The organism is Candidatus Saccharibacteria bacterium, from assembly GCA_016699955.1.
Classification (GTDB): Bacteria; Patescibacteriota; Saccharimonadia; order Saccharimonadales; family UBA4665; genus JAGXIT01.
Genome location: CP064993.1, coordinates 122,408 through 146,493 on the forward strand (window position 1 = coordinate 122,408; position 24,086 = coordinate 146,493).

At 48.7% G+C, this 24,086-nt stretch carries 24 protein-coding genes; 2 read left to right on the top strand and 22 right to left on the bottom strand.

Annotated features, from left to right (window positions below):
* Positions 1–106: 106 nt before the first annotated feature.
* From mnmA to IPL85_00660, 7 genes are all read right to left on the bottom strand, one after another.
* Entirely contained in the window at positions 107–1,174 is a 1,068-nt protein-coding gene (gene mnmA / locus IPL85_00630) for a tRNA 2-thiouridine(34) synthase MnmA (GenBank protein ID QQS20417.1), read from the bottom strand.
* A gap of 247 nt (positions 1,175–1,421) precedes the next feature.
* Positions 1,422–2,345 carry a PKD domain-containing protein gene (locus IPL85_00635; protein ID QQS19956.1) on the bottom strand — a complete coding sequence of 308 codons (924 nt, stop codon included), beginning with the start codon at positions 2,343–2,345 and terminating at the stop codon, positions 1,422–1,424.
* Between the two features lie 71 nt (positions 2,346–2,416).
* Complete coding sequence (locus tag IPL85_00640; GenBank protein QQS19957.1) at positions 2,417–3,412, bottom strand: DUF916 domain-containing protein; 996 nt, start codon at positions 3,410–3,412, stop codon at positions 2,417–2,419.
* Positions 3,413–3,573: 161 nt separating this feature from the next.
* Positions 3,574–4,629, bottom strand: coding sequence for a hypothetical protein (locus IPL85_00645; GenBank protein QQS19958.1), 1,056 nt, complete (start codon positions 4,627–4,629; stop codon positions 3,574–3,576).
* 25 nt (positions 4,630–4,654) lie between these two features.
* On the bottom strand, positions 4,655–5,887 hold the full coding sequence (locus IPL85_00650) for a hypothetical protein (protein QQS19959.1): 1,233 nt from the start codon (positions 5,885–5,887) through the stop codon (positions 4,655–4,657).
* A gap of 136 nt (positions 5,888–6,023) precedes the next feature.
* Entirely contained in the window at positions 6,024–7,253 is a 1,230-nt protein-coding gene (locus tag IPL85_00655) for a hypothetical protein (GenBank protein ID QQS19960.1), read from the bottom strand.
* A 342-nt stretch (positions 7,254–7,595) separates the two neighbouring features.
* Positions 7,596–8,363, bottom strand: a complete 768-nt coding sequence (locus IPL85_00660; protein ID QQS19961.1) for a hypothetical protein — start codon at positions 8,361–8,363, stop codon at positions 7,596–7,598.
* A gap of 117 nt (positions 8,364–8,480) precedes the next feature.
* Here IPL85_00660 and IPL85_00665 point away from each other — a divergent pair, with 117 nt between their 5' ends.
* Positions 8,481–9,500: a hypothetical protein gene (locus IPL85_00665; protein QQS19962.1), complete on the top strand. Its 1,020-nt coding sequence runs from the start codon at positions 8,481–8,483 to the stop codon at positions 9,498–9,500.
* A gap of 44 nt (positions 9,501–9,544) precedes the next feature.
* Here the strand turns inward: IPL85_00665 and IPL85_00670 are convergent, their stop codons facing one another.
* The 8 genes from IPL85_00670 to IPL85_00705 form a co-directional block, all read right to left on the bottom strand.
* Complete coding sequence (locus tag IPL85_00670) at positions 9,545–10,219, bottom strand: hypothetical protein (GenBank protein QQS19963.1); 675 nt, start codon at positions 10,217–10,219, stop codon at positions 9,545–9,547.
* 51 nt (positions 10,220–10,270) lie between these two features.
* Entirely contained in the window at positions 10,271–10,594 is a 324-nt protein-coding gene (locus IPL85_00675) for a hypothetical protein (protein ID QQS19964.1), read from the bottom strand.
* 1 nt (position 10,595) lies between these two features.
* Positions 10,596–11,900, bottom strand: a complete 1,305-nt coding sequence (locus IPL85_00680) for a F0F1 ATP synthase subunit beta (protein ID QQS19965.1) — start codon at positions 11,898–11,900, stop codon at positions 10,596–10,598.
* Positions 11,901–12,048: 148 nt separating this feature from the next.
* Positions 12,049–12,918, bottom strand: coding sequence for a F0F1 ATP synthase subunit gamma (locus tag IPL85_00685; GenBank protein ID QQS19966.1), 870 nt, complete (start codon positions 12,916–12,918; stop codon positions 12,049–12,051).
* Positions 12,915–14,891 carry a sodium-transporting two-sector ATPase gene (locus tag IPL85_00690; protein QQS19967.1) on the bottom strand — a complete coding sequence of 659 codons (1,977 nt, stop codon included), beginning with the start codon at positions 14,889–14,891 and terminating at the stop codon, positions 12,915–12,917. The genes IPL85_00685 and IPL85_00690 overlap by 4 nt, the downstream gene beginning before the upstream one ends.
* A complete protein-coding gene (locus tag IPL85_00695; protein ID QQS19968.1) occupies positions 14,888–15,433 on the bottom strand; it encodes a hypothetical protein in 546 nt (181 codons plus the stop codon). Before IPL85_00695 ends, IPL85_00690 begins: the two co-directional genes overlap by 4 nt.
* Positions 15,423–16,046 carry a hypothetical protein gene (locus IPL85_00700; GenBank protein ID QQS19969.1) on the bottom strand — a complete coding sequence of 208 codons (624 nt, stop codon included), beginning with the start codon at positions 16,044–16,046 and terminating at the stop codon, positions 15,423–15,425. Before IPL85_00700 ends, IPL85_00695 begins: the two co-directional genes overlap by 11 nt.
* 31 nt (positions 16,047–16,077) lie before the next feature.
* Positions 16,078–16,911, bottom strand: a complete 834-nt coding sequence (locus IPL85_00705) for a hypothetical protein (GenBank protein ID QQS19970.1) — start codon at positions 16,909–16,911, stop codon at positions 16,078–16,080.
* 88 nt (positions 16,912–16,999) lie between these two features.
* Between IPL85_00705 and IPL85_00710 the strand changes: the two genes are divergently transcribed.
* Positions 17,000–17,830 (top strand): hypothetical protein, encoded by an 831-nt coding sequence (locus IPL85_00710; GenBank protein QQS19971.1) that lies wholly within the window; start codon positions 17,000–17,002, stop codon positions 17,828–17,830.
* 131 nt (positions 17,831–17,961) lie between these two features.
* On the opposite strand, the gene IPL85_00715 is transcribed toward IPL85_00710, so the two are convergent.
* The 7 genes from IPL85_00715 to IPL85_00745 all read right to left on the bottom strand — a co-directional run bounded on the left by IPL85_00715 (position 17,962) and on the right by IPL85_00745 (position 24,033).
* A complete protein-coding gene (locus IPL85_00715; protein QQS19972.1) occupies positions 17,962–19,107 on the bottom strand; it encodes a cysteine desulfurase in 1,146 nt (381 codons plus the stop codon).
* Between the two features lie 18 nt (positions 19,108–19,125).
* A complete protein-coding gene (locus IPL85_00720) occupies positions 19,126–19,509 on the bottom strand; it encodes a hypothetical protein (GenBank protein QQS19973.1) in 384 nt (127 codons plus the stop codon).
* Between the two features lie 2 nt (positions 19,510–19,511).
* The gene (locus IPL85_00725) at positions 19,512–20,126 is read right to left on the bottom strand and encodes a hypothetical protein (protein QQS19974.1); all 615 of its coding nucleotides are present in this window, start codon (positions 20,124–20,126) and stop codon (positions 19,512–19,514) included.
* Between the two features lie 13 nt (positions 20,127–20,139).
* Positions 20,140–21,009 carry a TatD family hydrolase gene (locus IPL85_00730; protein QQS19975.1) on the bottom strand — a complete coding sequence of 290 codons (870 nt, stop codon included), beginning with the start codon at positions 21,007–21,009 and terminating at the stop codon, positions 20,140–20,142.
* A gap of 9 nt (positions 21,010–21,018) precedes the next feature.
* A complete protein-coding gene (locus IPL85_00735; GenBank protein ID QQS19976.1) occupies positions 21,019–22,467 on the bottom strand; it encodes a methionine--tRNA ligase in 1,449 nt (482 codons plus the stop codon).
* A gap of 261 nt (positions 22,468–22,728) precedes the next feature.
* Positions 22,729–23,148: an HIT family protein gene (locus IPL85_00740; GenBank protein ID QQS19977.1), complete on the bottom strand. Its 420-nt coding sequence runs from the start codon at positions 23,146–23,148 to the stop codon at positions 22,729–22,731.
* 24 nt (positions 23,149–23,172) lie between these two features.
* A complete protein-coding gene (locus tag IPL85_00745) occupies positions 23,173–24,033 on the bottom strand; it encodes a hypothetical protein (protein ID QQS19978.1) in 861 nt (286 codons plus the stop codon).
* Positions 24,034–24,086 lie beyond the last annotated feature (53 nt).

Sequence of the window (24,086 nt, forward strand, 5' to 3'; positions counted from 1 at the left end):
TGTAAGCACAACTTCTTTGGTTTGTTGTATATTTTACTCTAAATTACCCGCGCCTTAAGGCGCTATGAAAGGTGCTTACACCGGGTTGTTAGTTAAATGCTCACCGCTAGGTGGCGATGCCGCCGCCTAGGACGCGCGTGTTGTCGTAAAGGACGGCAGACTGGCCAGGAGTAACAGCGCGAACAGCTTGCTCCAGGTGAAGCTCGCCTCTGTTATTTTGGTCATCCTGGGTGAATGTTGCCGGAACAAGCTCAGCTCGGTACCGTGTCCTGACCTGATACGTCTTACCCGGCTGAGGCGGTTCGTTTATCCAATGCAGCTCAGCCAGGTGTAGTGTGTCGCACCATAAACCTGAATCTTGCAGGTCGGTCGTAACATACACCTCGTTTTTTGCCATGTTTTTGCCAGTGACATAGTATGGCAGACCACCGCCTACCCCAAGTCCCTGTCTCTGCCCAATAGTATAAAAGATGGCACCGTCATGCTCGCCAATACGAACACAATTTTGGTCGAGGATATCACCGTGTGGCTGCTCGCCAAGTTCATGCAACAGAAAGTCCTTTATACCCACCTTGCCGACAAAGCATATCCCCTGGCTATCCTTTTTACGAGCTGTTGCGAGACCGCGTTTTTCGGCCTCTGCGCGCACCTCTGCTTTTGTCGTAAACTCGCCGATTGGCATGAGGCTACGTCCGAGCGCCTCTTTGGTAACGCGGTAAAGGAAGTAGGTCTGGTCTTTGTCAAGATTTGCAGCCATATGCAGTGAGGCCGCGTTGGGCGCCGCCGAACTGGGCACTACTCGGGCGTAGTGGCCGGTAGCAATCATGTCGGCTCCATCAGCGAGAGCCGCTTCTAGAAACAGCTTAAATTTCACTTCTTGGTTGCACATAATGTCTGGGTTCGGCGTGATACCACGCTGGTATCCATCAAGCATGTAGTCGACCACCTTTTCACGATATTCCGCTTCAAAATCATAAAGTTTAAAAGGTATGCCCAGCTGCACGGCGACACGCTTGGCATCTTGGTAGTCTTCTTGCCAGGGGCATTTCATGCCAGGCAGATCCTGACTCCAATTCTTCATATACACCCCAGTGACATCGTAGCCCTGCTCGACAAGCAATGCCGCTGTGAGCGAACTGTCTACCCCCCCGCTCAACCCAACAAATACACGCATATCGCACCAGCCAGCCTGCTTGCCGGCAGAGCCGTCAACACTGCTGGCTTCTTTAAACTCCTGCACATTTTTCCTTTCCAGTACCCTCTCGCCTTACCTTAAGTACGGCTCGTTCCGTGCTTCGAGGAGAAAATGCACATGGACTCAAAGTGCGAAATGCGTGATGGACTTTCATACTACCTATGATACAGAGTTAAAAAGTTTTTTCATCAGGAAAAAACAGTGTCTGGGCGCCGTAGGGCGAGCCTTACCTCTGAATTTCGTTGCCGTACATGCGAGACTGTTCCTCGAGCTGCCTGTGAATGGCTGATAATTCGTAGCGCTTACCAACCCAAAACATTGCAAGCAGTAGCGGCAGCATGAAAAGTAGCGGCCACCAGATATAAACGACCTTTGTCGTGCCGCCACCGTTTGTACCACCCTTGCTGCCTGTAGTACTCTGCGTAACATCCCCTGCCCCAACACCGACAAGCTGCAAAAATGCAGTGGCACCGGTAACATCTGTTGCTTTAACGACAACCCTATAAATACCTGCTGATTTGTAAGTATGAGTGATATCAAACGTCCCCGCAAACGGTTGACTTTTTAGGTCGGCAGCAGTGCCATCTCCCCAGTCTACGGTGATGGCATACGGTCCGCTACCGCCGCTGAGTATAATTGGCCATGTTAGAGACTGCCCAACCGGCGCGCCGAGTTTTGCCAAGTTACTTAGGAGGCTAATTCGCTGACCAAAGGCTGCAAACTGATTATCCTGAAACGTCACCGTTACTTTGTTACTGTCTGGACCAGCTTGGTCAAGAGCATCGTACACCCGCGCAATTAGGTCGTTTTGGCCGCCAAATAGGTCTACCTGGATACTGTAGCTCCCCCCTGCACAATCGGCCGAACCAATAAAAATGTCGTTGCTAAAAATTTTAACTAGCAGCCCCGTCTTGCAGAGACCACTCACCGTTATCGGGATAGCGTCAAATGTCCGGCCTGATATTGGTGACGATATTGTCGCCGGCGTTGTTGGAGCAGGACTTGGAATCTTACCCTGTAAGCCGGTTGTGCCCGATTGGGTGGGGTTAGGGCTTCCCAACTGACCGTAGACCGGGGCGACCAAACTGATGCAAAGCAGAATGCTAAGTATGAGAAAAGGAAGGATGCGTATTGTTCGTTTTAGTGTCATACTTTCGCGCTCATGTTTACCTTTAGCATAACGGAAACTTTGAACAAGTCATAGCCTTTGAGCTACTTTTTTTACCGACGATTTGCCTTTCGCACAACCTTTGCATTGTAGCGCTTGATTGCCCTTGGCAAGCCAATGATTGCTCCGATTAGCCCCGCCAAAAGTAGAAGCCCAATAATAATGAAAGTCAGCGGAATCACCGTAAAGCTAGTTTTACCACTGAGGAGCTGGCCGTTTGCACCATAGCCAAAGTTGCCCTCAACAGTGTATTTACCCCACAGGCCGACTTTATCAAGCTTGACGCTAAATCGGCGGACGCTATCTGGTAGAACATTCCCCTTTGGCTCGCTGCTGTTTATTTCCACTGTTTGGACGATTTTTCCGCCTTTTTTCAAGACAACCTTACCAAATGGCTGCTCGTGCGCGTTGCCGTTGTTGGTAAACCGCGCAACAGCATAGAGGTTTTTATTGGAGGTGAAAAATGAGCTTCCTTTGTCTGCTTCTTCGCTTGTGCGAACATCAAAACTAGTCAGCTTCATGTTTTCTATGATGTCACCGGGCACTTTCACGAGCATAAGCGAGCCAACACTGGCTGCAAGCGTAATATTGCGCCCCTGCTTACCTGATACAGGCAGGAATCGCACTGCGCCGTAGTAGCCACCAGCGGCAGCATCTTTAGGAATTGTGATTGTCACGGTTATTGTTTTGGACTTGCCGGAGGGCACAGTAACATTTGTCAGAGGACTTATGTAACGCTTTAGACTATGACTCGGCGCAAATTTGTCGGCATCTAGGATTAGTGCTGGCTGTCCGAATTCGTCTTTGCCGGCAACAAAATCGTTGATAACTGCTTGATATTCCGTCTCGGCGCCAGTAATGTTATTGACCGTGACATTTACTGTACGCACGCTGCCTGGCGCCATCACTAAGTCGGTTCTAACAGGCGAAACGCGCAAACCACTTGCCGCGTCCTTTTGCTGCGCAAATGCTTGTGGCGCAAGAATTGCTATATTAAAAACAGTGGTGAGCGCCAGAAGTATCGCTGTAAATCGTAACGTATAACGCATATTTCCCTCTTTTTTTCTTATTATCTCCATTATGGTACCAGAAACGTAACCGTTTACAAAAGTGCTTTGTGGTGCTTTGTGGTGTTTTGTAGTCCTTCGTAAACTTTAAAGCCGCGTAACTAGTCCGTTTTTAGGCTGACTGGTGTGATATGCGTATCCGGCTAAAATGTGGCGTTTGCTATGTAGGTAAACGTGCTCACATACACGCCTGGCGCCTGGTTAGCAGAAACATTAACTATGTAGGAAATAGTATACTTTGCTATGTCTGGGTTGATCGCTTGGACTAGTGTATCGCCATTGTTAAACATGTAGTAGTTGGGTTGGTTATAACTGGGAGCAATAGCAGATGAAATCAGCATGCCTTCCGGTTCTTGGCCAACACTGGGCGCGCTATTTGCCCTAAGGTTGAGTCCAAATTGCGAAACACCCGTTCTGGAGACATCTGGACTAGCGAGCGCCGGGATGGTGTTGATGCCGGAGGTTAAAGTTGTACCTTGTGCGACAACCGTAAAGCCAAAGTCGGCGTTTGTGGCAACAATAAACTGCGTCTTTGCCGATGCCGTGCGGCTTGGCGCAAAATCTCCAAAGTCTATGTAATTTCCTTGGGCAGTGTTGCAATCTTGCCCCTGTATGGTGTTGGCTACACAAAACAGCAGATACGGCGGGACAACCGATTGCACACTGACCGTGGCCGGCAATATGGCATACGCTAGGCCTGATCCATCTTTGCGAGGCCCCGTGGCGTCAATACTCGCAAAGGTTTCAAGCCTGCCATAGTACGTTCCTGCCGCTGAGGGATTAATAACAGACGCAATCTCAAACACAACTTGACCTGGAATACTCGCACCCGGTACTCTCGTTAAAATAAGCTCGTTGGCTGTTGTACTCGGGTGAATACTAAACCCAGTCATACCACTTTGTGCAATAAGCGCGGCGCCGAGGAAACTAAGCCCAGCTGGACCGCTGCACGGTTCTCCAGGAAACGGGTCTTCAATGCACAGTTGTAACCGGACTGAACCGACAAGACCAGCTGACTGCCCGGATAAACTTATCTTGTAGCGAGACGAGCTGCCTGCTACTGATTCAGAAATTTGCAATTGCCTGCTCGCCAGGTTGGCAGCGACAACAGTTGATAAGGGCAGCGGCCCTGTTACGCTTAGTAACAAGGCCGCTACGAGACCGATTCCAGTTAGGGTGTGCAACCGGTTCAGGCGCATGAATTATATCTCCTCTGAGGTATCTTTAGAACGTACCGACTCCAATAAGGCTGAAGTATTCCGAATAGATACCAGCTGGCGTTGTAGGTGAAGCAACCGCCGCAAATGTAATGGTGTTATTGACACTATTCGCCTGCTTCGGATCTCCACCACTGGTTTCAGCTATTTTACTACCGTAGGTGCTGATGACGTTGTCATTGGCTGTGGCAGTGTCCATGATGTATGTGCTGCCTGCGCCAGACCAACGAGCGACTGCGGTGTTTGCGCCGGTACCGCCAGTTGCGGCCGTGCCGTTGCTTACGAAGGCACCGAATTCAGCTGTATTGTTTGTGAAAGCAATGGATGTTGCAGCACCAGAGTTAATGGGAGGTATTTCACAGTTAGTACCACCGTCTCGGCTGAGGCCACCATTACCACCTGCACAGCTTGTGTTCGCGGCACGTAGGTACAGGGCATAGCCTTGTGAGGCGTTTGTGGAAAGCTGCGTGTAGATATTTGCTGAGGATGGGGTAGCTCCGGTGTAGCCCAGGACGTAGTCCGGTGAAGAACCAAGTGTAATAGCAGGGGCTGTTGCTGAGCCGCATGAGCTAGCAGCTGTCAAGTTATTGGCATTTGTAACAGCCACACCACCTGAGGTACAGAGCGACAATTGCTCCATGACGCGGGCGGTAACGGTGATAGTGTTAACCGTGCTCATGGCGACACCGCCGTAATCTACGTAGTTACCAGTGCTGGCTGCGCTAGCGTAAGTGCCGTAAGTAGCGTTTGCATAGGTAGTAATACGACCGTAGAAAGATCCGAGTGTGCTTGGGTTTGTAATGCCCGTAACTTCAAAGGTGAAAGCACCGGCAGATTGCGAGCTGGTATTTGTGAACTCCAAATGACCAGCCGTAAGTGTACCGAGCGACCAGGTGCCGTTTGCCGTTAGGCTGGCGGTAGAGACATCTAGGTCTGTTGGCGCCGTACATGTGTCGTTAATGAGCGGCGAAGCGCTACAGAAATCGACAACAAAACTTTGCACGGCGGCTGCTGTTGTGAACTTAATTTTATAGGCAACGCTTGTACCGCTACCGACACCACTAGGGATGTTGGCGTTGCCGCTGGGACCGGAATCGCTCAGCTGGATTGAGCGGAAGGTCAGCTGGGCGGCTGAGGCTTTTTGATTGGTAACGAACACGGGAGCAACTGCTCCAACAAGTATCGCCGCAGCTGCAAACAAGGCGACTGGGCGCTTAAATGAGTTGCGAGTAATACTCATTATATCTCCTTAATTTTGTTTATTTTAGTAGTAACTTCAGAACTATACCACGCTTGTGTTTAAAAAAACAAGCCCCTTTTCAAGAAAGGGGCTTGGAGGCTGTGGATAACTAGTTCGAGTCGAAACTCGCAATCGGCTAGAACGTACCCACGCCAATCAGGCTAAAATTCTGACTATATATACCGGCTGGAGTAATCGGAGAAGCAACTGCCGCAAACGTAATGGTGTTGTTTACGCTGTCAGCCTGCTTCGGATTTCCACCACTGGTTTCAGCTATTTTACTACCGTAGGTGCTGATGACGTTGTCATTGGCTGTGGCAGTGTCCATGATGTATGTGCTGCCTGCGCCAGACCAACGAGCGACTGCGGTGTTTGCGCCGGTACCGCCAGTTGCGGCCGTGCCGTTGCTTACGAAGGCACCGAATTCAGCTGTATTGTTTGTGAAAGCAATGGATGTTGCAGCACCAGAGTTAATGGGAGGTATTTCACAGTTAGTACCACCGTCTCGGCTGAGGCCACCATTACCACCTGCACAGCTTGTGTTCGCGGCACGTAGGTACAGGGCATAGCCTTGTGAGGCGTTTGTGGAAAGCTGCGTGTAGATATTTGCTGAGGATGGGGTAGCTCCGGTGTAGCCCAGGACGTAGTCCGGTGAAGGACCAAGTGTAATAGCAGGGGCTGTTGCTGAGCCGCATGAGCCAGCAGCTGTCAAGTTATTGGCGTTTGTAACGGCCACACCACCTGAGGTACAGAGTGACAGTTGCTCCATGACGCGGGCGGTAACGGTGATAGTGTTAACCGTGCTCATGGCGACACCGCCGTAATCTACGTAGTTACCAGTGCTGGCTGCGCTAGCGTAAGTGCCGTAAGTAGCGTTTGCATAGGTAGTAATACGACCGTAGAAAGATCCGAGCGTGCTTGGGTTTGTAATGCCCGTAACTTCAAAGGTGAAAGCACCGGCAGATTGCGAGCTAGTGTTTGTAAACTCCAAATGACCAGCCGTAAGTGTACCGAGCGACCAGGTACCGTTTGCCGTTAGGCTGGCGGTAGAAACGTCTAGGGCTGTTGGGGCCGTACAGTTGTCGTTAATGAGCGGCGATGCGCTACAGAAATCGACAACAAAACTTTGCACGGCGGCTGCTGTTGTGAACTTAATTTTATAGGCAACGCTCGTACCGCTACCGACACCACTAGGGATGTTGGCGTTGCCGCTGGGACCGGAATCGCTCAGCTGGATTGAGCGGTAGGTCATTTGCGCTGCAGACGCAACTGAGGTCAGCAGCACGGGCATTGCTGCACCAACTACTAACGCCAGCGCCGAAAGTGCGGCCGCTGGGCGCCGAAGTGCATTATAGTTGATATTCATGTCTATTTCTCCTTCTGTTGTAAAGAGTTAGTTAATATTTACATCACTAATGTATCATCCTGGTTTGTTGTATGCAATAGTACTTACAGATAAAATGATAGTATTGTTGTAAGAAATAATACTAATCGTTGTCATAAATAATATTCCCGCCACTCTACACCAGTCATTTGATGATAATCGTGTACTGCTTATCGCTAATGCCTGAGTGTCAAAATTACTCCTGAAGGCTTCGCTCTCCCTCGCCAAGCGCCTGAAGACGCTAACAGCCGTACCTACACACCGAGCTGGAGTCACTTAATCATAAGTGCTCCTTTGATTGCGGCCATGGCTAGGGGCGGTTTGTTAAAACGTCGATGTCGCAACAAGCGATTGGTTTGTGGTATATGTGCCACCAGGTGTGATTTCAGTAACGTTCATAATGTATGAGATTGTATAGTCAGTGTACCCCGAGCTGCTAAGGGACTCGGCAATAACATCACCATCGACATATTTGAAGTTATCGGCTGTACCGTAAGTGGCTGCGTACGTTCCGAACGAAAATGTACCGTCCGGTTGCTGCACAGGATCGGCTCCAACATTTGGTGTTGCATTGTTGCGCAGATTTAAACCAAACTGCTCAGTCCCAGTCGCAATTGTGCTTGCAACACTAAGGGGGGTGATTTCATGGCCAGCATTTGTAGGAGCCGACCCATGAATTTGTACTACATAGCCGTGAGCAAGGTACGATTTAACAGTGAAGGTAGCGTAGTCATACCCTGTCGTCGAGGGGCTAATATCTCCCAGGTTAACGCCTGCTTTTGTGAGGTCTATTTCGAGCCAAGGAGTGCGGTCTGTGTTAAACCCTGCCTGTGCTTGGTAGGCGGTTCCTTTGGTGTTACCGACTGTCAGTTCACCGGCTGACTGTTTTGCACAATACTGATTCCCTGAGCAAGCATTTAGCTCTCCACCCGTTCCAAAGAATGTTTCACTTACCCCGTACTGGTTGCCGCTACAGGCCTGTTGATCCGGGTTGGTGGCGCACTGTGCGAACGCTACACTAGCCTGAAACAAAACGCCAAAAAACAGAGCAGTGAGGGACAACCAAGCAAGCATGTGTTTTTTGCGTTTCATAATACTCGTGTTTATTTTCTCCCATTTTGCAGTTTGACGCAAATACTGCAACATTATTATTCCTTTTACTGAGCTAGTGAGGTATGATAACAGTAAGCATAAGCACGAGAGAAATATATGGCAGAAGACAATGAAAAGCAAAATGACGAGAATTTGGCCGCTCCAGGTTCCAGCAGCCTTGAGTCAGCTGATGACACAAGCCCACTAGAGTCAACGGTCGATGACAACAGTCTCGAAAACGACGCCTCCAGCACGGGGAAAATAGATGACACCCCTGTCTCTGACGAAAAAAAAGGGCCAATGCTTCAGCGCTTCGGCAAAAAAATCAATATCTATTTTCTGCTATTTTTACTGCTGCTCTGTATCGCTGGCGGCATCATTTTAGTCACCTACCTTGCGAGCAAAAAACAAGAGAAGAGTACTGTACAAACTCAGTCTCTTAGCCAAGATACCCTGAAGCAACTTGCTACGAGCGACGTAACGGTCGGACAACCAAAACAGGTGTTGAGTGTGCAAAGTAACGCAGTTTTTGCCGGTAAAGTACTTATACGCGATAGCTTGGAGGTGGCTGGCCCTATTCAGGTCGGCGGTAGCCTCAGCGTACCAGGGATTACTGTGTCTGGGAACAGTATTTTTGAGCAAATACAAGTCAATAAGAACCTTACTGTTCAAGGCGACATTTCTGTTCAAGGACAGCTTACGGTGCAGAAAGGTTTGAGCGTCGCTGGTGGCGGTACGTTTAGCGGCTCGCTCACAGCTCCGGCAATAACGGTAAATGCACTGCAGCTCAACGGCAACTTAACGCTTACACGGCACATCATCATTGGCGGATCAACACCCGACCGAGATAACGGAACAGCCTTAGGCGCTGGTGGCACGGTTGCGCTTAGCGGTTCAGATACGGCTGGCAGTATAAACATAAACACTGGCTCAGGGCCGGTAGCTGGTTGTTTCGCAACGCTTAACTTCACCCAAAAGTACAATTCAACGCCAAATGTCATCGCCACACCGGTAGGATCTAACGCTGGTTTGGTCGGTTATTACGTCAATCGCTCAACATCGAGTTTTAGCGTCTGTGCCGCAAACACCCCCCCTGCAAATGCCAGCTTTGGCTTTGATTATTTCATTGTAGAATAACCCGAACTAGGCGTAAGCTCTGAGTTCTAAAGCCCGGCTCTAGGCTACCGAAATGTCATGCTAGTAAGAATATCGTAAAACGTATTGTAATCGGGGTTAATGTTGTTGTCTGTGTATGTAAAGAACAGTTTATACGTCTTGCCGCTGGCGGTAGTAACAAGAATAGTGTTCAGGCCATCGCTAGATATTGCTCCTACCACCGCACGGCTGTGATTCGCCATGTCACACAAGAAATCAACCTGCTGCCACTTGGCAGGGCTAATCCCCGTTTGGAGGTTTTTCTTATTGCTGTCAGTGAAAGTCACACAGTTATCAGAAACAGCATCATGAGTCAGCGCACCATCTTCGCTTCGCACCACAACTACTTTATTGACGGCACGTCCTTGGGGTGGATTGTTCAGATATATCTCTAAAATTTGTGCATTTTTTACATTCTTATAGACATACCGAGGGCTGATGTCTGACTGTGGAACTGGTGTTTCTTTCCAGCCAGAAGTCGCTTCAAACTGGAGCTCGGGTTTACTAAAAGTTACTTTTTCTTCTGTGCTAGCTTTAAATGCATTGCTGAGGGATGAGGGATTTCTGACATCTTGCTTTGGTGCAATCCGTAGCTGGAACAACCCATACACTATGCCAATAGAGAGCACAGCCAAAGAAATCCATATCACTCTTCGTTTTAATTTTGTGTGTTTGTGTGTGCGTTTGTTGTACTGATACATAGCAGTCACTCTCTTTGAATACTATACCATAACCGTCATAAGACCGCGTGCTTAGACATCCAAAAACACGACAACGCTGTCAGACTTTACGTGCATAATGCCGTTTTGGATGCGGATTTTTTCTTCGTCTTTGTCGGTGCGCACCACAATGTCGCACGGAACAAGCAAGGTAATAAAGCTGTGATGATGTGGCAGAATGTCAAAAGGACCGGTCTGGTTCTGGGCACTGATGCTTATGGCTTGACCCTCAAAATACACCTTGTAGGGAGCATACACCTTGACAAACATGTGGCCATAAGTTGCTTGAGTTGTTACGCCTTGAGCGCTACTGTGCTCAGCTGCTTCGCCCTGCCCATCACCTTGATTGGTTGCCATGTTAAACTATAATCTCCTCAATACTCTTCAGTGTTTCTTCGCGAGTAAAGAAGTCGCCCGGTATGCCGTTGTGCTTGGTCATGACATTCATGTTTTGTGAAAAATTGACTATGAGTTTTTTTGCTTTGGCGTAGTCGGCGCGGTCAGCTGGGGAAAGTTCGTTTTCACCAATGATAGCAATGATGCCTTTGAGCGACTCGTACTTCTGTAGCAGCCCCTGCACCTGCACACTGAGCATATAATGTCGCTCGCCAACAATTTCTGGCGTCAGAAGACTTGAGCTGCTAAGCGAGAGGTCAACTGCCGGACGAATACCTTGCTCGGCGACTTTTCTAGAAAGAACGATGATTGAGTCCATTTCGTGCTGAATAAATTGCACCGCAGGATCCGAAATATCATCTGCCGGAACATAGATTGTTTGCACTGAGGTTATTGAGCCGTTTTCGTTTGAACTCAAACGGTCTTGCAGAACTTTAACGTCTGAGAAGACCGTCGGTTCGTAGCCACCTTCGTTCGGTACTTGGTCGAGAATGGTGCTCAGTTCGTTACGCGCCTGTATATAGCGGAACATGTTGTCGGCAAAGAAGAGAATGTCCTGGTGCTGGTCGTCACGAAAATATTCGGCGGCGGCAGTTGCCGAAATGCCGACAAGTGAGCGCTGAACAGGGTTTTCATTCATCTGAGCAAAAAACATCACAGTATTTTTAAGCAAGTCGTTTTCGCGGAGCGTGTCCCATAGTTCGTGCCCTTCACGAATACGTTCCCCAATGCCCGCAAAGAACGAAAGACTTCCGTCGCTTTTTGCGGTATTGTTGATAAGCTCCATCGTGGTCACTGTTTTGCCCACGCCCGCACCACCGATAACGCCGATTTTACGCCCCTTGACGAACGGTGTCAGAAAGTCGATAACTTTTATACCAGTTTCAAGTATCTCGGGCTTTGCAACTGAAAAATTACTAGTACGTGGCGGCAACTTCATTATGTTTTTTCGCTTTGCTTCGTCGGGGCCAATTGCGGGCAGGCCGTCAAGCGGATCACCCAGTGCGTTCAAAATCCGACCGATTGTCGGTTTACCAAGCGGCACCTCTATGCCCCTGCCGGCTCGTTGAGCCGTATCACCCTTCAGCAGAGTACGATCTGTCCGCACATTCAAGCAAAAAGCTATACCCCCCACCTCTAAATGGTCGACGAGCAGTTCTGTTTTATTCTCATTGTCAGCGACAACAAGCTCGTTTATTTCCGGCGGGTCGGCATCGAACTGCACCCGTACAACAAGGTCTTTAATAGATACAATTATGCCAGACATGGGCTACCTCCTTCAGAGCAAGCATTCTTCAGCCCACCATTCATAATTTTCAAAATGTTGTCGTTGTTTAGGGGGCAAATAACGGCAACGTGTAAAAATTGGGGCTTGATATTTCTCTGTAAACTGAACGTTGAAACGTAAAAATGGTTCATGCTGCTGCTCCGGCTTTGCTTTTTTTCATACCGTTTATGATTTCCTTGAGACGCTCGTCTTTGACACCACGGCGAGCGCGGTTATATGCAAGGTGTAAATCGGATTTTTCTTCATCGGCGCGCTGATGACTGGCACTCATTGCTCGGAAACGCGAGGCATACTGCGCGAGCTTTGACTGGAGTATTAGTTGGCCGAGTGCAATTTTCATCATAGAGCGTTCTAGATGCGCTGCAACCGCAAAACTTGTCGGTTCAAAAATATAGTTTGCTTCACTAATGACTTCGTCGGGTTTGTCGCTCACCAAGCCAGCGGTACGCACCGCCATAGACAGCGATATACGCTTTACTTCTTGGTTCATAAGCGATATATACTGCTGGTAAAAGACGCTGCACTTTTTGTATTCCTGAACTTCACGGATGATAGGTGCGACGTTAATATTTTTGTCTTTACTCGGCAGCTTGTAGTACTTGCGAAACGACACGCCACGTTGACTTAGCTGCATAGCGCCGTGGTGGCCAATCACAATGATGTCGTTTTTTTCCTTGTCATAGGCCTCAAGCATAGCATGAACGAGTTTCTGGTCGATATCGCCACTAAACCCGCCCTCTGCGGTAATAATGATGTAGAGCTCCTTGTCCAGAATGACTTTGTTTTTATCTGACTCTTCGCGCCCAAAACTAAACAGGCTATCGACTCGCAGCTGCGTGTAGATTTTCCAAAGTTCATCAAAAAATTTGGTCGACTCGAGCACTTGATTTTTCGTTTGAGCTATCCGCATGCTCGCTATACCTTCGAAGACACTCGTCAACTCAACCAATGTAGACATGCTTGCTTCATCTTTGGCTATTTCGTTTGGGTGTCTCATGGCTTTTTCTCCGGCTTGACAGCGTCCATCACTTTGCCCGTTGCCGTCTTCGCTTTTTGCTTTTCTAACTCTACCGACATCATTTCATCCACTTTTTGCTCTTCAGTATCTGGCTGAACGTTTTTTTCGGCCGGCTTATCATCACTACGAGCGGATTTGTTTTCCTTTGAGAAAAGCGAGTGCACAAAATCGGACTTTTTTTCCTCGTGAGCGGGCACGGCTGGGACTGAAACGGCTGGCTCGGGCACATCGTCTTGCTTTATTTCTGGTTGTTCATTGGTAGATTCATCCGCTGTTTCTTCGGCAGGGGGTTCTTTTACCGGTTCGTCTGAATTATTGTCGCTCGTATTCTGTTCGTCAGGTGGTTCATCCACCGGTTCTGCTGCCGGCATTTGCGGCGTGGCGGGCTTCTCAGCCGGTGCTTCTTTAAGGGGGCTTTCAGCCGAAGTTTCTTCTGGTTTTTCTACTGGTTTATTTTCGGCGATTTCAGATACTTTTTTCTCGTCAGAAGGTTCGCTGCCGCCCTTTTTTTCTTTCGTTTCGGCTTTTGGTGCAAATTTAACGCACTCTTTCATTAGCATGTCGTGAACTTTTTGATAATCCTCGTCTTTTTCCACCTTCTTGGCGAAGTCATTCCCATTTAGTTTCAGCGAGTTAATGTCGAGAATCGCACCCTCTTCTAGGTTGAGTACAATGTCGAGCATCAGCTGCTGTGCCATCAGCGAAAAAGTATCTCCCGGTGCCTGCGTCAGCAGCTCAAACACTCGCTTACCCGCTGCGAGAGCTTTTTTGGCTTCGAGTCCAAGCTCAGAGCCAAAGTGCGAAAATTCTTCTGCCTGACGGTAGGTTGCAAGCATTTTGAGGGTTTGGGCGGCCAGTTCCTTCTGGCGTTTATTGTGTCCGACTCCACCGGCGCGGGTGACACTGAGACCAATATTGAGGGCCGGACGAATACCGTTTCGGAATGTGTCCATGTCAAGAATCCACTGGCCATCCGTAATCGACATGATGTTCGTCGGTAAATACGCGGTAATGTCGCCGTTGGCAGCATGCACTACCGGTATGGACGTTAGGCATCGCCCGGTGCTATCAAGCCGTCCCGCGCGCTCTAGCAAGCTTGAGTGAGCATAAAACATATCGCCAGGGTAACTGTCTCGGCCTGGACTAACGCCAGAAAGCAACGCCACTTCTCGGTAGGCATGGGCGTGACTGGTTAAATCATCGTAGACAATGATGACATCTTGGTCACACTTTTGCCATAAGTATTCTGCCATGGCGCAAGCAACATAGGGCGCAATATAGCTCATTATGAGCGACTCAAACATTGTGCTCACTACGACTATAGCTTTTTCCATTCCTCCGTTTTCCTGGAGCCGGGTCAGAAGGGTGTCCACATCACTGCGACGCTTAGCAATTAAACAGTACACCACAATTTGGTCAGTGTTTTTCTGGTTTATAGCGAGCTGCGTCACCACGGTGCTCTTGCCCGATTTGCTATCACCCAGTAGCGCCATGCGCTGACCGCGCACCATCGGAAACAGTGAGTCAATAGCCGTTACACCGCTTTCCAGCTGATCTTCGACCAGCTTACGAGCGTACAGTGGCGGTGCTGTATTAAACACTGGCCAAACTGCATCAGCCGGAATCGGCCCCTTACCGTCCAAGGCATCACCCGTAACTGATACAACCCGTCCAACAAAATCTTTCCCAACCTTGCTAACGAGCTCCTGGTGCTGCAAGACTGCCACAATACCAACACTAAGTGGCTCTGCACCAAGATGCAGAACCAGTACATAGTCCTGTTGCACTTGGTTAATAAAGCCCTTACTACCATCTTCGAACATTACAAGCGCATGAATAGTACAGGGCTGCAATCCACTCACCTGCACGAGGAACCGATCGACGGCAATTACCTCGCCAACTGGCTTGCCCGCCTCCACTAACTTTTCAAAATGCTGGTTACTAAAACTCATGCCGCTACCTCCACAGGAGCCTTTTGCGGTACGGGGGAGGCTACTTCTTGAACGTTTGTTTCGCGCAGCCGTTTCATGAGCAGTTCGCGGCTACCGGCAAATGATTTACTGAGTGACATGTCAAAATAGCGATTTGTTGTTCTTAAGACACATCCCGCCCCAATCCCTGGCTGCAACCCAACCGCAATCAGCACGTGGGGATGTATGTGCGTTCGCAGCCAAGAAATTAGTTTTGCCAGAAAAACCGGAGATGGGTCGGCACTGAAGCTCATGTGAATTTTGGGAGCATCTTTGCGCAGCAGCTTTAAAAATTCGAGCAAACTGCTCCGAGCATGAGCGTCTCGCAAATCGAGCTTATTCGTTTCCGCAAGCTGATCCAGTAATGCGCTCAGTTTTGGTAGCTGAACGCTGGTGCCGGTGCGTATTGTTTCACTCATAAGTGAACTTTCAAGACGTTCGAGCTCACGAATCAGTCTTCCTAGGTCTACCATGCCCACAACTCCTATCGGTAGTACCGGTGCGGCCTGACTGTCAGGCACCATGGTTAATATCCTGAATTATTGCTTCGCGGTTAGCTTCTAGGTCAGCCAAAATATATTCAAGCTGATCATTCAAGTCAATTTGGTCGCCAATAGCCGCAAGCACATAATGGTTGATTATATCGGTCATATTTTGCTCAAACCGTTCAACTAGCTGTTGTTTTTCGGCAACAATTTGAGCCTGGACTTGCTGACCAAGCTGCGCACGCTGTTCTTCAATAGCTGTATTCGTTTTTTGGATTGAGTCAATCGCAAGCTGCTTTGCGTCATTAATAGATTGCTCGTATTTGGCAAATTCTTCCTTAAGATTACGCGTAATCTCATCTTTCATGTACTCGTTCAGCTGGCTAGTGGTCAAACGTAAATCTTGCTGGAGAAACATTGCATTTTCGGAAATGATTTTTTCGAAATGCAGCCTACCCCTGTTACGAAGCTCTTCGCGGAACGTATCGTTAAAAATATGCTCGACGTCTTCCTCGGCAGCTTTTTCTATGTCGCTAGTGACATCTTTATTTTTTTTGACGCCACCGTTACCGACGCGCACAGCCAACCACATAAACGCCACGGTTGCCGATAGCAGACTGCCAAGTATGAGTGCAAGCTGCCAAGTTGTCATGTCTATTTCCCCACCTCTATAGCACTTATGATTATAACTTTAATAATAAGTATATCGCGACTAGCCCGATAACAAAAACGATTAACCCCAGAACCACAACCTGGATCAGTCCTCGCAAAATTGACTTCTTGGCTAGCGGATTACGACCAATGGACACGAGACTGCTACGGACACCGCCGTACAGAAGACTACCCGTCATAAAAATGGTAATGAGCAAAATTGCCAGACTTATGTAGAGTCGCACAGTGCTGACCGGCTTACCGGCAATACTCTCGCCAGACTTGCGAAGGAACGAAGGCACCGGTGGACCACTGACAGATACGGCAAGCGGGTTTCGGGAAATACCAATGTCTATTTGCACAAACCCTATTGAAACTTGCTTATTACCGGAAGAGGTAGCGAGGGCGGCGTTGCCGCTCACATTTTTTGTGCCGTCAAAACTGCCCAGCGCCTTACCTAAGATTACGTTTTGACCGGCGTCCGCTTTCATACCGATTCCGTCAAGGGCAGAAATGCTAATGATATCCCCGCTTTTTATGGAACCGTTCTGGGTGCTCACGAGCGCTTCATACTTGCCGTTTGAGGCCACATAGACTTGATTGGTACTGTTGTCGCCACCCAGCGAGACCACCGTATCATTTGCAGACACAACAACGCCATGCATGGCTTTATCGGTTTTGTTGGTAAGCGCCGTGACTTTGCGACTGTCTTTCGGGTCAAGCATAACAATCATGCCCTTTTGCACTATACCCGTTACACCGTAGCCTTGCGAGACTGTTTGAGCGTGGACAAGAGCAGGCGCAAGGAGCATGCCTAACATACCACTCAGGACAACCAGACGATACCAAATTTGTCGTCGAAGCATTTCTATTCAAGTATAACCGTTTTATCAGCGGCGTCACAAGTGTTTTTACATGTTTTTTAGTGTTTTTTAAGCTATACTATGGCTTACTATGTCAATTACAAAAGCAATCATCCCTGTTGCCGGCTGGGGTACACGCCGGTTACCAATTACAAAGGCTGTTGAAAAATGCATGCTACCAATTGGTAATCGGCCAATTGTTGATTATGTGGTTCAGGACTGTGTTACAGCAGGGATTACCGACATTTACTTCGTCGTTGGCGAACAAAGCGAACAACTTCATACCTACTACCGCGAAAATGTCGAGCTCACCGATTATCTCCTGAGAAACGGCAAACAGGACATGTTGCCCCTCATCCAGACACCACTTGTCCGTTTTCACTACATTGTTCAGCCAAGTTACGGCAAATACGGTACCGCCGTGCCCGTAGACCTCACAATGCCCTACATCAATGAAGGCGAATCGGTAGTTGTTGTCATGGGAGATGACTGTCTCTACAACCGAGATGGTAGTTCGGATATTGCTCGGCTGGTTGCCGCTACTCCAGATGGCCAAAGTGCTATTTTGGGCGTACCTATCCCCGACGGTGACACCGCTATCCAGCGCTACGGTCACATTGTCTCTGACGATAAGGGCAATCTTGTACGGATTGTTGAACACCCCGACCCCTTGCCGAAACAGTTTATAAAAAATGTCAGCAAGTACGTCCTCAACTACGACATGCTGAAAGCAGTTAGTGGGTACGTGGCTCAAGAAATTGACACAGGCAAAGAGTATTACATATTCCACCCCTTCCAGCAGGTGATTGAACAGGGTGGCATAATGAAGGTTGTCGCTGCTACCGGCCAATACCTAGATGCAGGAACTGTCGACGGCTGGCTCCACGCCAACCAAACCGTTATCAATAATTCCGCAAGCTAGCATCTACCGCCTTCGCAATCACTACCGCAACAAACCCAACTAAACCAATTTCGGGAAATTTTGGGAGGACAGTCCTCCGAGGATGGTTCTGAAACAGATTGGGGTTTTGTTGTATCTGTAGAGTAGTTGTTTTATTTACTTTTTGTTATCTCTGTTAGAGCATGCACGCATTTATCAATATCGGCTTTAGTCGTAGAACGACCCATGGTTATACGTAAGCTGCTGCGAGCCGCCTCGTCGCTCATGCCCATTGCGCCAAGAACATGGCTCGGCTGCTCGCTACTAGCGCTACAAGCAGACCCGGCAGCGGCAAGTACCCCTTGCAGCTCTAGCTCTAGCAGCACGCGTTCGTTATCATACCCAGGCAAGGTAATATGGATGTTGTTCGGAAGCCGATTGCTTAGTGAACCATTTACGATTGCACTTGGGATTTTTTGGCTCAAGAGGCGAATTGCTTCATTTTTCACTTGGTTCAGCCTTTTTGCCTCAACATGGCGCATCGTTTGAGCCTTACTGAGCGCTACCGCAAAACCGATAGCCCCAGCAACATTTTCAGTACCGCTGCGCAAACCTTGTTCCTGGCCACCACCGCGAATCAGTGGCGAAAGTTTGACATGCCTGGCGGCGTACAAGGCGCCAGTTTGCTTTGGGCCATACATTTTTCCACCATTTAGTGTCATGAAATCAACACCAAGCTTTTCAACGTGCAGATCGAGATAGCTTGCCGCTTGGCAAGCGTCGGTATGGAAATACAGAGGGAGTGCATTACCCTGTCTTTTTCTTTCTGTCTTAATGTCGTTTATAAGCATAGAGATTTGGCGCAGAGGCTGGATAGTACCGACTTCATTATTGGCATACATAACACTTACAAGCACAGTGTCGTCGGCAATTTTCTGCCGTAAACTGTCCATATCTACCCTACCCTGCTTTGTCGAAAGCGCAACGTAGCAATTGAACTGTCTGGCGGTTGCTAAAACAGATTCATGCTCGAGTGCACTTACCGTAACGGAGCAATTCGGAAATTTGGCCATAACTCCTGCAATCGCCAAATTATTTCCTTCAGTTCCCCCACTTGTAAAAATAACTTCGGTCGGCCTAGCTCCTAGACACTGCGCAACCCTCCCCCGAGCTGCTTCAAACGCTTCCCTTGCCTGCCGCGCGGGCAAATAAGTGGCCGAGGGGTTGTAAAAAACATCAGAAAAATACGGCTGCATCGCAGCCAAAACTCCCTCATCAACCGGCGTCGCCGCCGCATGATCCAAATATACGTATTTCATAGATGGTATTGTAGCCGATTACGGCTTGACCGGGAGATACGGCGCAAGCTCTTGGTCTATGAGTTCATTGTATTTCCGCATGGCAACAAGCAATCGTCTAGCTTCTTCTTTTTGCAGAGGCCGGTATGGCTGGCCGTCTTGCGCTTTGAATACACCCTGAGGACGTATGTCGTAACGTGTTGTCCTGACTTGGTGTCGACCCTGCTCATCATTCCACTCTTCGTGCCATACCCACGTATGCTCGTCAAGACAGAAAAACTCTCGGCGAGTGCCTTTCGGGATTTCACCGAACACACGTCCGCCCACTTTAGCCTCCTCTTGAATAGCCTCTCGGTATGCGTCGACGCGTCGTTTATCAGCACTTTTAGTTAAAATGCCACTGAAAACTTTTGGTAAAAGCATCTTTATGCCGCCCTTTTTAGGACCGGCCCACTTTCACTGGAAGCAGGATACTCTGCAGTCACTGGAGGTTGACTACCGTTTGGTCCAAATATGTTCTGTATCTTGAGACGAGCACCTTCGGCCATGATGTCCGCCGGAATGCGCGTATGCTCTTCAGCCCCTGAGGCCCTACGGGCTGCTAGGTCAACTGGAGCATCTCCAACCATATCTACAGGACTGGGCGTATGGTCTTCAACTACAGGGCGTGTTTCATTTGAGGCCCTACGGGCTGCTAGGTCAACTATTGAAGCGAGCTGTTCTTCTGCTGCTGAAGCTACTGCCGCCTGCTGGGCTCCTTCAAGCACTACTTTATATTTATTATATTCTCCGCCAGTTGCAATACTGCCGGTAGTTACTCCCGCGAATTGTCGTGCCTGATTTGCGGCCTCTGTAGTTATTCCGGCGGGAGGTTCTGGAAACGTTCTGTTTATTGTTTCTTCGCCTTTCCTAAAACTACCCCAACGAATAGGCCAACGCTCATAAACCGCTTTTATTCGGTTATCTGATAATCCTCTGCGAGCCAGCTCAGGGGATATAGTAGTATTACGTCTGTCTGATGGTGGAGGAACTTTTTTCATATGTTACATAATTCTATAAATTGAATAATTGCTTCGCATTTGTGGTAGATACGGCTGCGAGGTCAGTGAGATTAATTCCACGCAACTCCGCTAAACATTCCGCCGTGTCAACTACATGCTTCGGCTCACAGATTTTACCACGAAAGGGCTTGGGTGTCAAGAAAGGAGCGTCCGTTTCTAACAGGAGTCGTTGTTGTGGAATTGTGCAATATGTCACAATTTGCGCTTCATTTTTTGTGAAGGTCGCAATGCCGTTTACGCCAATGTACAAACCCCGTTCAATAGCCCTTTCCATGTTTATCTGACTATCTGTAAAACTGTGCAAAACACCACGTATTCCGTGGTAGCTGTCAAATATGCGCCAGAAGTCGTCAAATGCTTCACGCACATGGAAACTGAGTGGTAAATTATGCTCAAGCGCCAAATCTATCTGAAAACGTAAAACAGCCTCTTGGTCTGCTTTCGGCGAATGTTCGTAGTAATAATCCAGCCCGCACTCCCCCACTGCCACTACCTTTGGTTCCCGTACCAGCTCCCCAATTCGCCTAGCGATTTCCGGCAAAACAACCGTAATATCATTTTGGGAGGACAGTCCTCGTGAAGTTGGTTTTTGTTGTTTGGTATAGTTTTTTGCTTCGTGAGGGTGTAGTCCTACGGACGCCCAGACGTTTTCGTGATCTTGAGCAAACCGGACGGCCAAATCGCTATCTTCTAACGTGGTACCGACAACGATAATGCGGTTTACACCAACCTTGCGAGCCGCCCGCAACACTTCCGTCGCAGTTCGCTCTGCGCCGTCGCTCTGCCATTTGTCATGTACCGGCGTCAGAGCAGCTTCTAGCTCATGCACGTGACAGTGCGTGTCAAAAAATTCCTGCACCATACTTTGCTGCTACTCCGACTTTGGTTGATCCAGTTTCGGAAATAGAGTCCCCTCGTGCGCGTGCACTAAGCCTTCGGCGAACATGGCCTGTATTTTGGCCGCGGTCGACGGCAAGAATGGTTCAAGGAGCTGGGCAATTTCTAACAAATCACTCGCAAATCCGGCAAGCACTTCTCGTAAGTGATCCTGGTCGTCCGTCTTGGCGATTTCCCACGGCTTTTCGGCTTCAATAAGCTGATTGAGCCCACGTATCTGTTCCCAGACACTGTCGAGTGCTCGGTCAAATTTACAGAGCTCGACCGCCTCATAATAGGCTCCCATGTCGTGCTCTGGCTCTGGGATATCTCCTATTATACCCCCCTGATATTTCTGAATCATGGCTGTAGTACGCTGCACCGCGTTACCAAGCTCATTCGCAAGCTCGTTGTTGTACGCTGCTTCAAACGCCTCCCAGCTGAAATCTCCGTCGTCGTAGCTTGGCACGTGACGTAGGAAATAGTAGCGAAACGCATCGGCACCGTATTTCTGAATTATATCGTGCGGGCTTACGGAGTTGCCGAGTGATTTGCTCATTTTTTTGTTGTCAACTGTAACGTAGCCGTGCACGTAAAGTTGTTTCGCAAGCGGCAAGCCAAGCCCAAGTAAAATCCCTGGCCAGATTGCAGCATGAAAACGCAAAATACCCTTGCCTACTACCTGCACATTGGCTGGCCAATACTGTTTGAAGTCTTCGTGCTCTGGATAGCCCAGCACCGTAATGTAGTTGAGTAGCGCGTCAAACCAGACGTAAATCACTTGTGTGGGGTCACCCGGTACTGCTATACCCCAGTCTATTTTTTCTTTTGGCCGGGAAATACTTATGTCGTCAAGCCCCTCGCGCAAAAGCGCCAAGATTTCATTGCGACGCGTTGCAGGAGTCACTAAAAATTCGTTTTTTTCGATGGCCTCGCGAATTGGCTGGGTGTAGTTACTGAGTCTAAAAAAATAGTTTTCTTCTTCAATTTTTTCATACGGTCGGTTGTGGTCTGGACAAACACCCTTGTTATCCTGCACAACTGTTTCGGTGAAAAATTCCTCATCTCCGGTACAATACCAACCAACATATTTATTTTTATATATGTCACGAGCGAGCGCTTTCCAAATAACTTGTACCCGTTCTTTGTGTGCGGTGTCAGTTGTACGAATAAAGCGATCCGGTTTAACCTCAAGCGCAGTTATTAGTTCGCGGAATTTTTCTGACATTTGATCAGTGAATTTTTGCGGGTCTAGCTGAAGTTCGGTTGCCTTTTCTGCAATTTTGCCACCGTGTTCATCGGTGCCAGTACTAAAAAGTGTCGTTTCACCACGAGCCCGTGCTGCCCGCGCCAAGACATCGGCCATGACAAATTCCATAGCATGACCAAGATGCGGCTCACCGTTAACATAGGGTATAGATGTCGTTACGTAGTATTTGCTCATCTGTCTATTCTACCTCATTTTAATCTCAGTCCCACAAAAGTAGCGCCGATTTTCCACAATCTCAACCAAAGTGAGCGAAGCAAACGAGCCAAAGAACTAACTTTACGGAGGGTAGACACCCCTTTTACGAATAATGCCCTGGAAGTGAAGACAGTAGGTTAACTGTCAATATGTGAATGTATTGGCCTATAGGTAATTTTATTCACATGGGTATTTATTAAAAAAATAAATAAAAAAAAGGGGGGTTTATTTGGCGGGGGTTTATTTTAAAAGCTTAGTGACTTCTTTGGCTTCGGTTAGGTCAAGTTCGGCAAAAAGTTGGCTGTCGTATGTCTCACTTACTTGATAGATGTAATCGTTTTGTGTTCTTGGCACAGCGTGATAGTGAATGTGGCGCACACTCAGTTTGCCTTTTTGCATAAACGGCCGATAGTTTTGGCGCACATCTACACCATCTCCAAGCTTGGCAGAAATAAGTTTTTGCGATACCCAGTCGAGCAGTTCGAATATATCACGCCGTTCTTCGGCCATCAGTTCCCATGGCTCTTCGACATGCCGCTTTGGGATAACCAACGCGTGACCCGGCACCTTGCGCGGGTTACTGAGTAGCACATAAGCGTAAGTGTTTTCGGTAATAACCCGCTCGTGAGCGTTACAAAACGGACATTGGTTTGCAGCCATAGCATCAGTATAACACCAGGGGCTTTACCGTTCGAGGTCGCGCAGCCGGTTGTGCGCGACAAATAAGACGCCAAATAGAATGAGCTGAATAACCAGAACTACTACAGCTCGGCCAGTCGTGAGTAGTGTGCCCAATCCGGTTATAAAGCTCAGCCCCGACAGCAATAAACCCTGGCCAATCAGCGCAAGTAGCACTAGTGTGGCGGTGGTTGCACCTCGCACGCTGGCAGTAAAAAACAAATAGATAAACATTGATGTGTAGATAATAATTTGAATGAGAGTTGGAGCTGCGAGTCGAAAAAATGCTCCGCTCATGTACTGGTGAGATACCGAGAATACCAGGTAGAGCGTGAGACCAAATAGCACCATGCCGACGACAGCCGCAACTTGCAGCATAGAGACACGGGCAGCGACCCGACCCGTGGTTGACATCTCGCGCTCATCCTGCCGTAAGTCCTGGCCAGCGTGATTGGGTTCTGGCGAGACAGGGGGCATAAGCGAGACTTGTGGAGTTGCCAATAGACTGTCCGATACGGCGGGGGCTACCCCGGGCGTTACAACGGACGCCTGCGGAGCTAAGTTTGTCGGGGCTGGTGTTGCGACAATGCCTGGCTGTTGCGCTGGTGTACTTGAGGTTGTTTCCGTGGCTCGAGGTATTGACGGCGCAACGGAATAGCCTGACAAGTCATTTACTGGAGTCAACGTAACTTTTTTCGCCGCCGAGAACGTTGTCTGTGATTTGCTAGTTACGTCTGCCCCGCCTGAAAATTGAGACTGGCCACCGGCCACAAAACTGTCGTCAGCTGTTCTGAGACGCTCTTCTTCGAGCGCTGCCATTTCAGCGGGTGAAAGATGTGGCTGAGTCGCCGGTTGATCTTCATCCATGCTTCGTATACCCTTTGTGTGAATATTACTTGCTTAAGGCTCAACAATCAAGC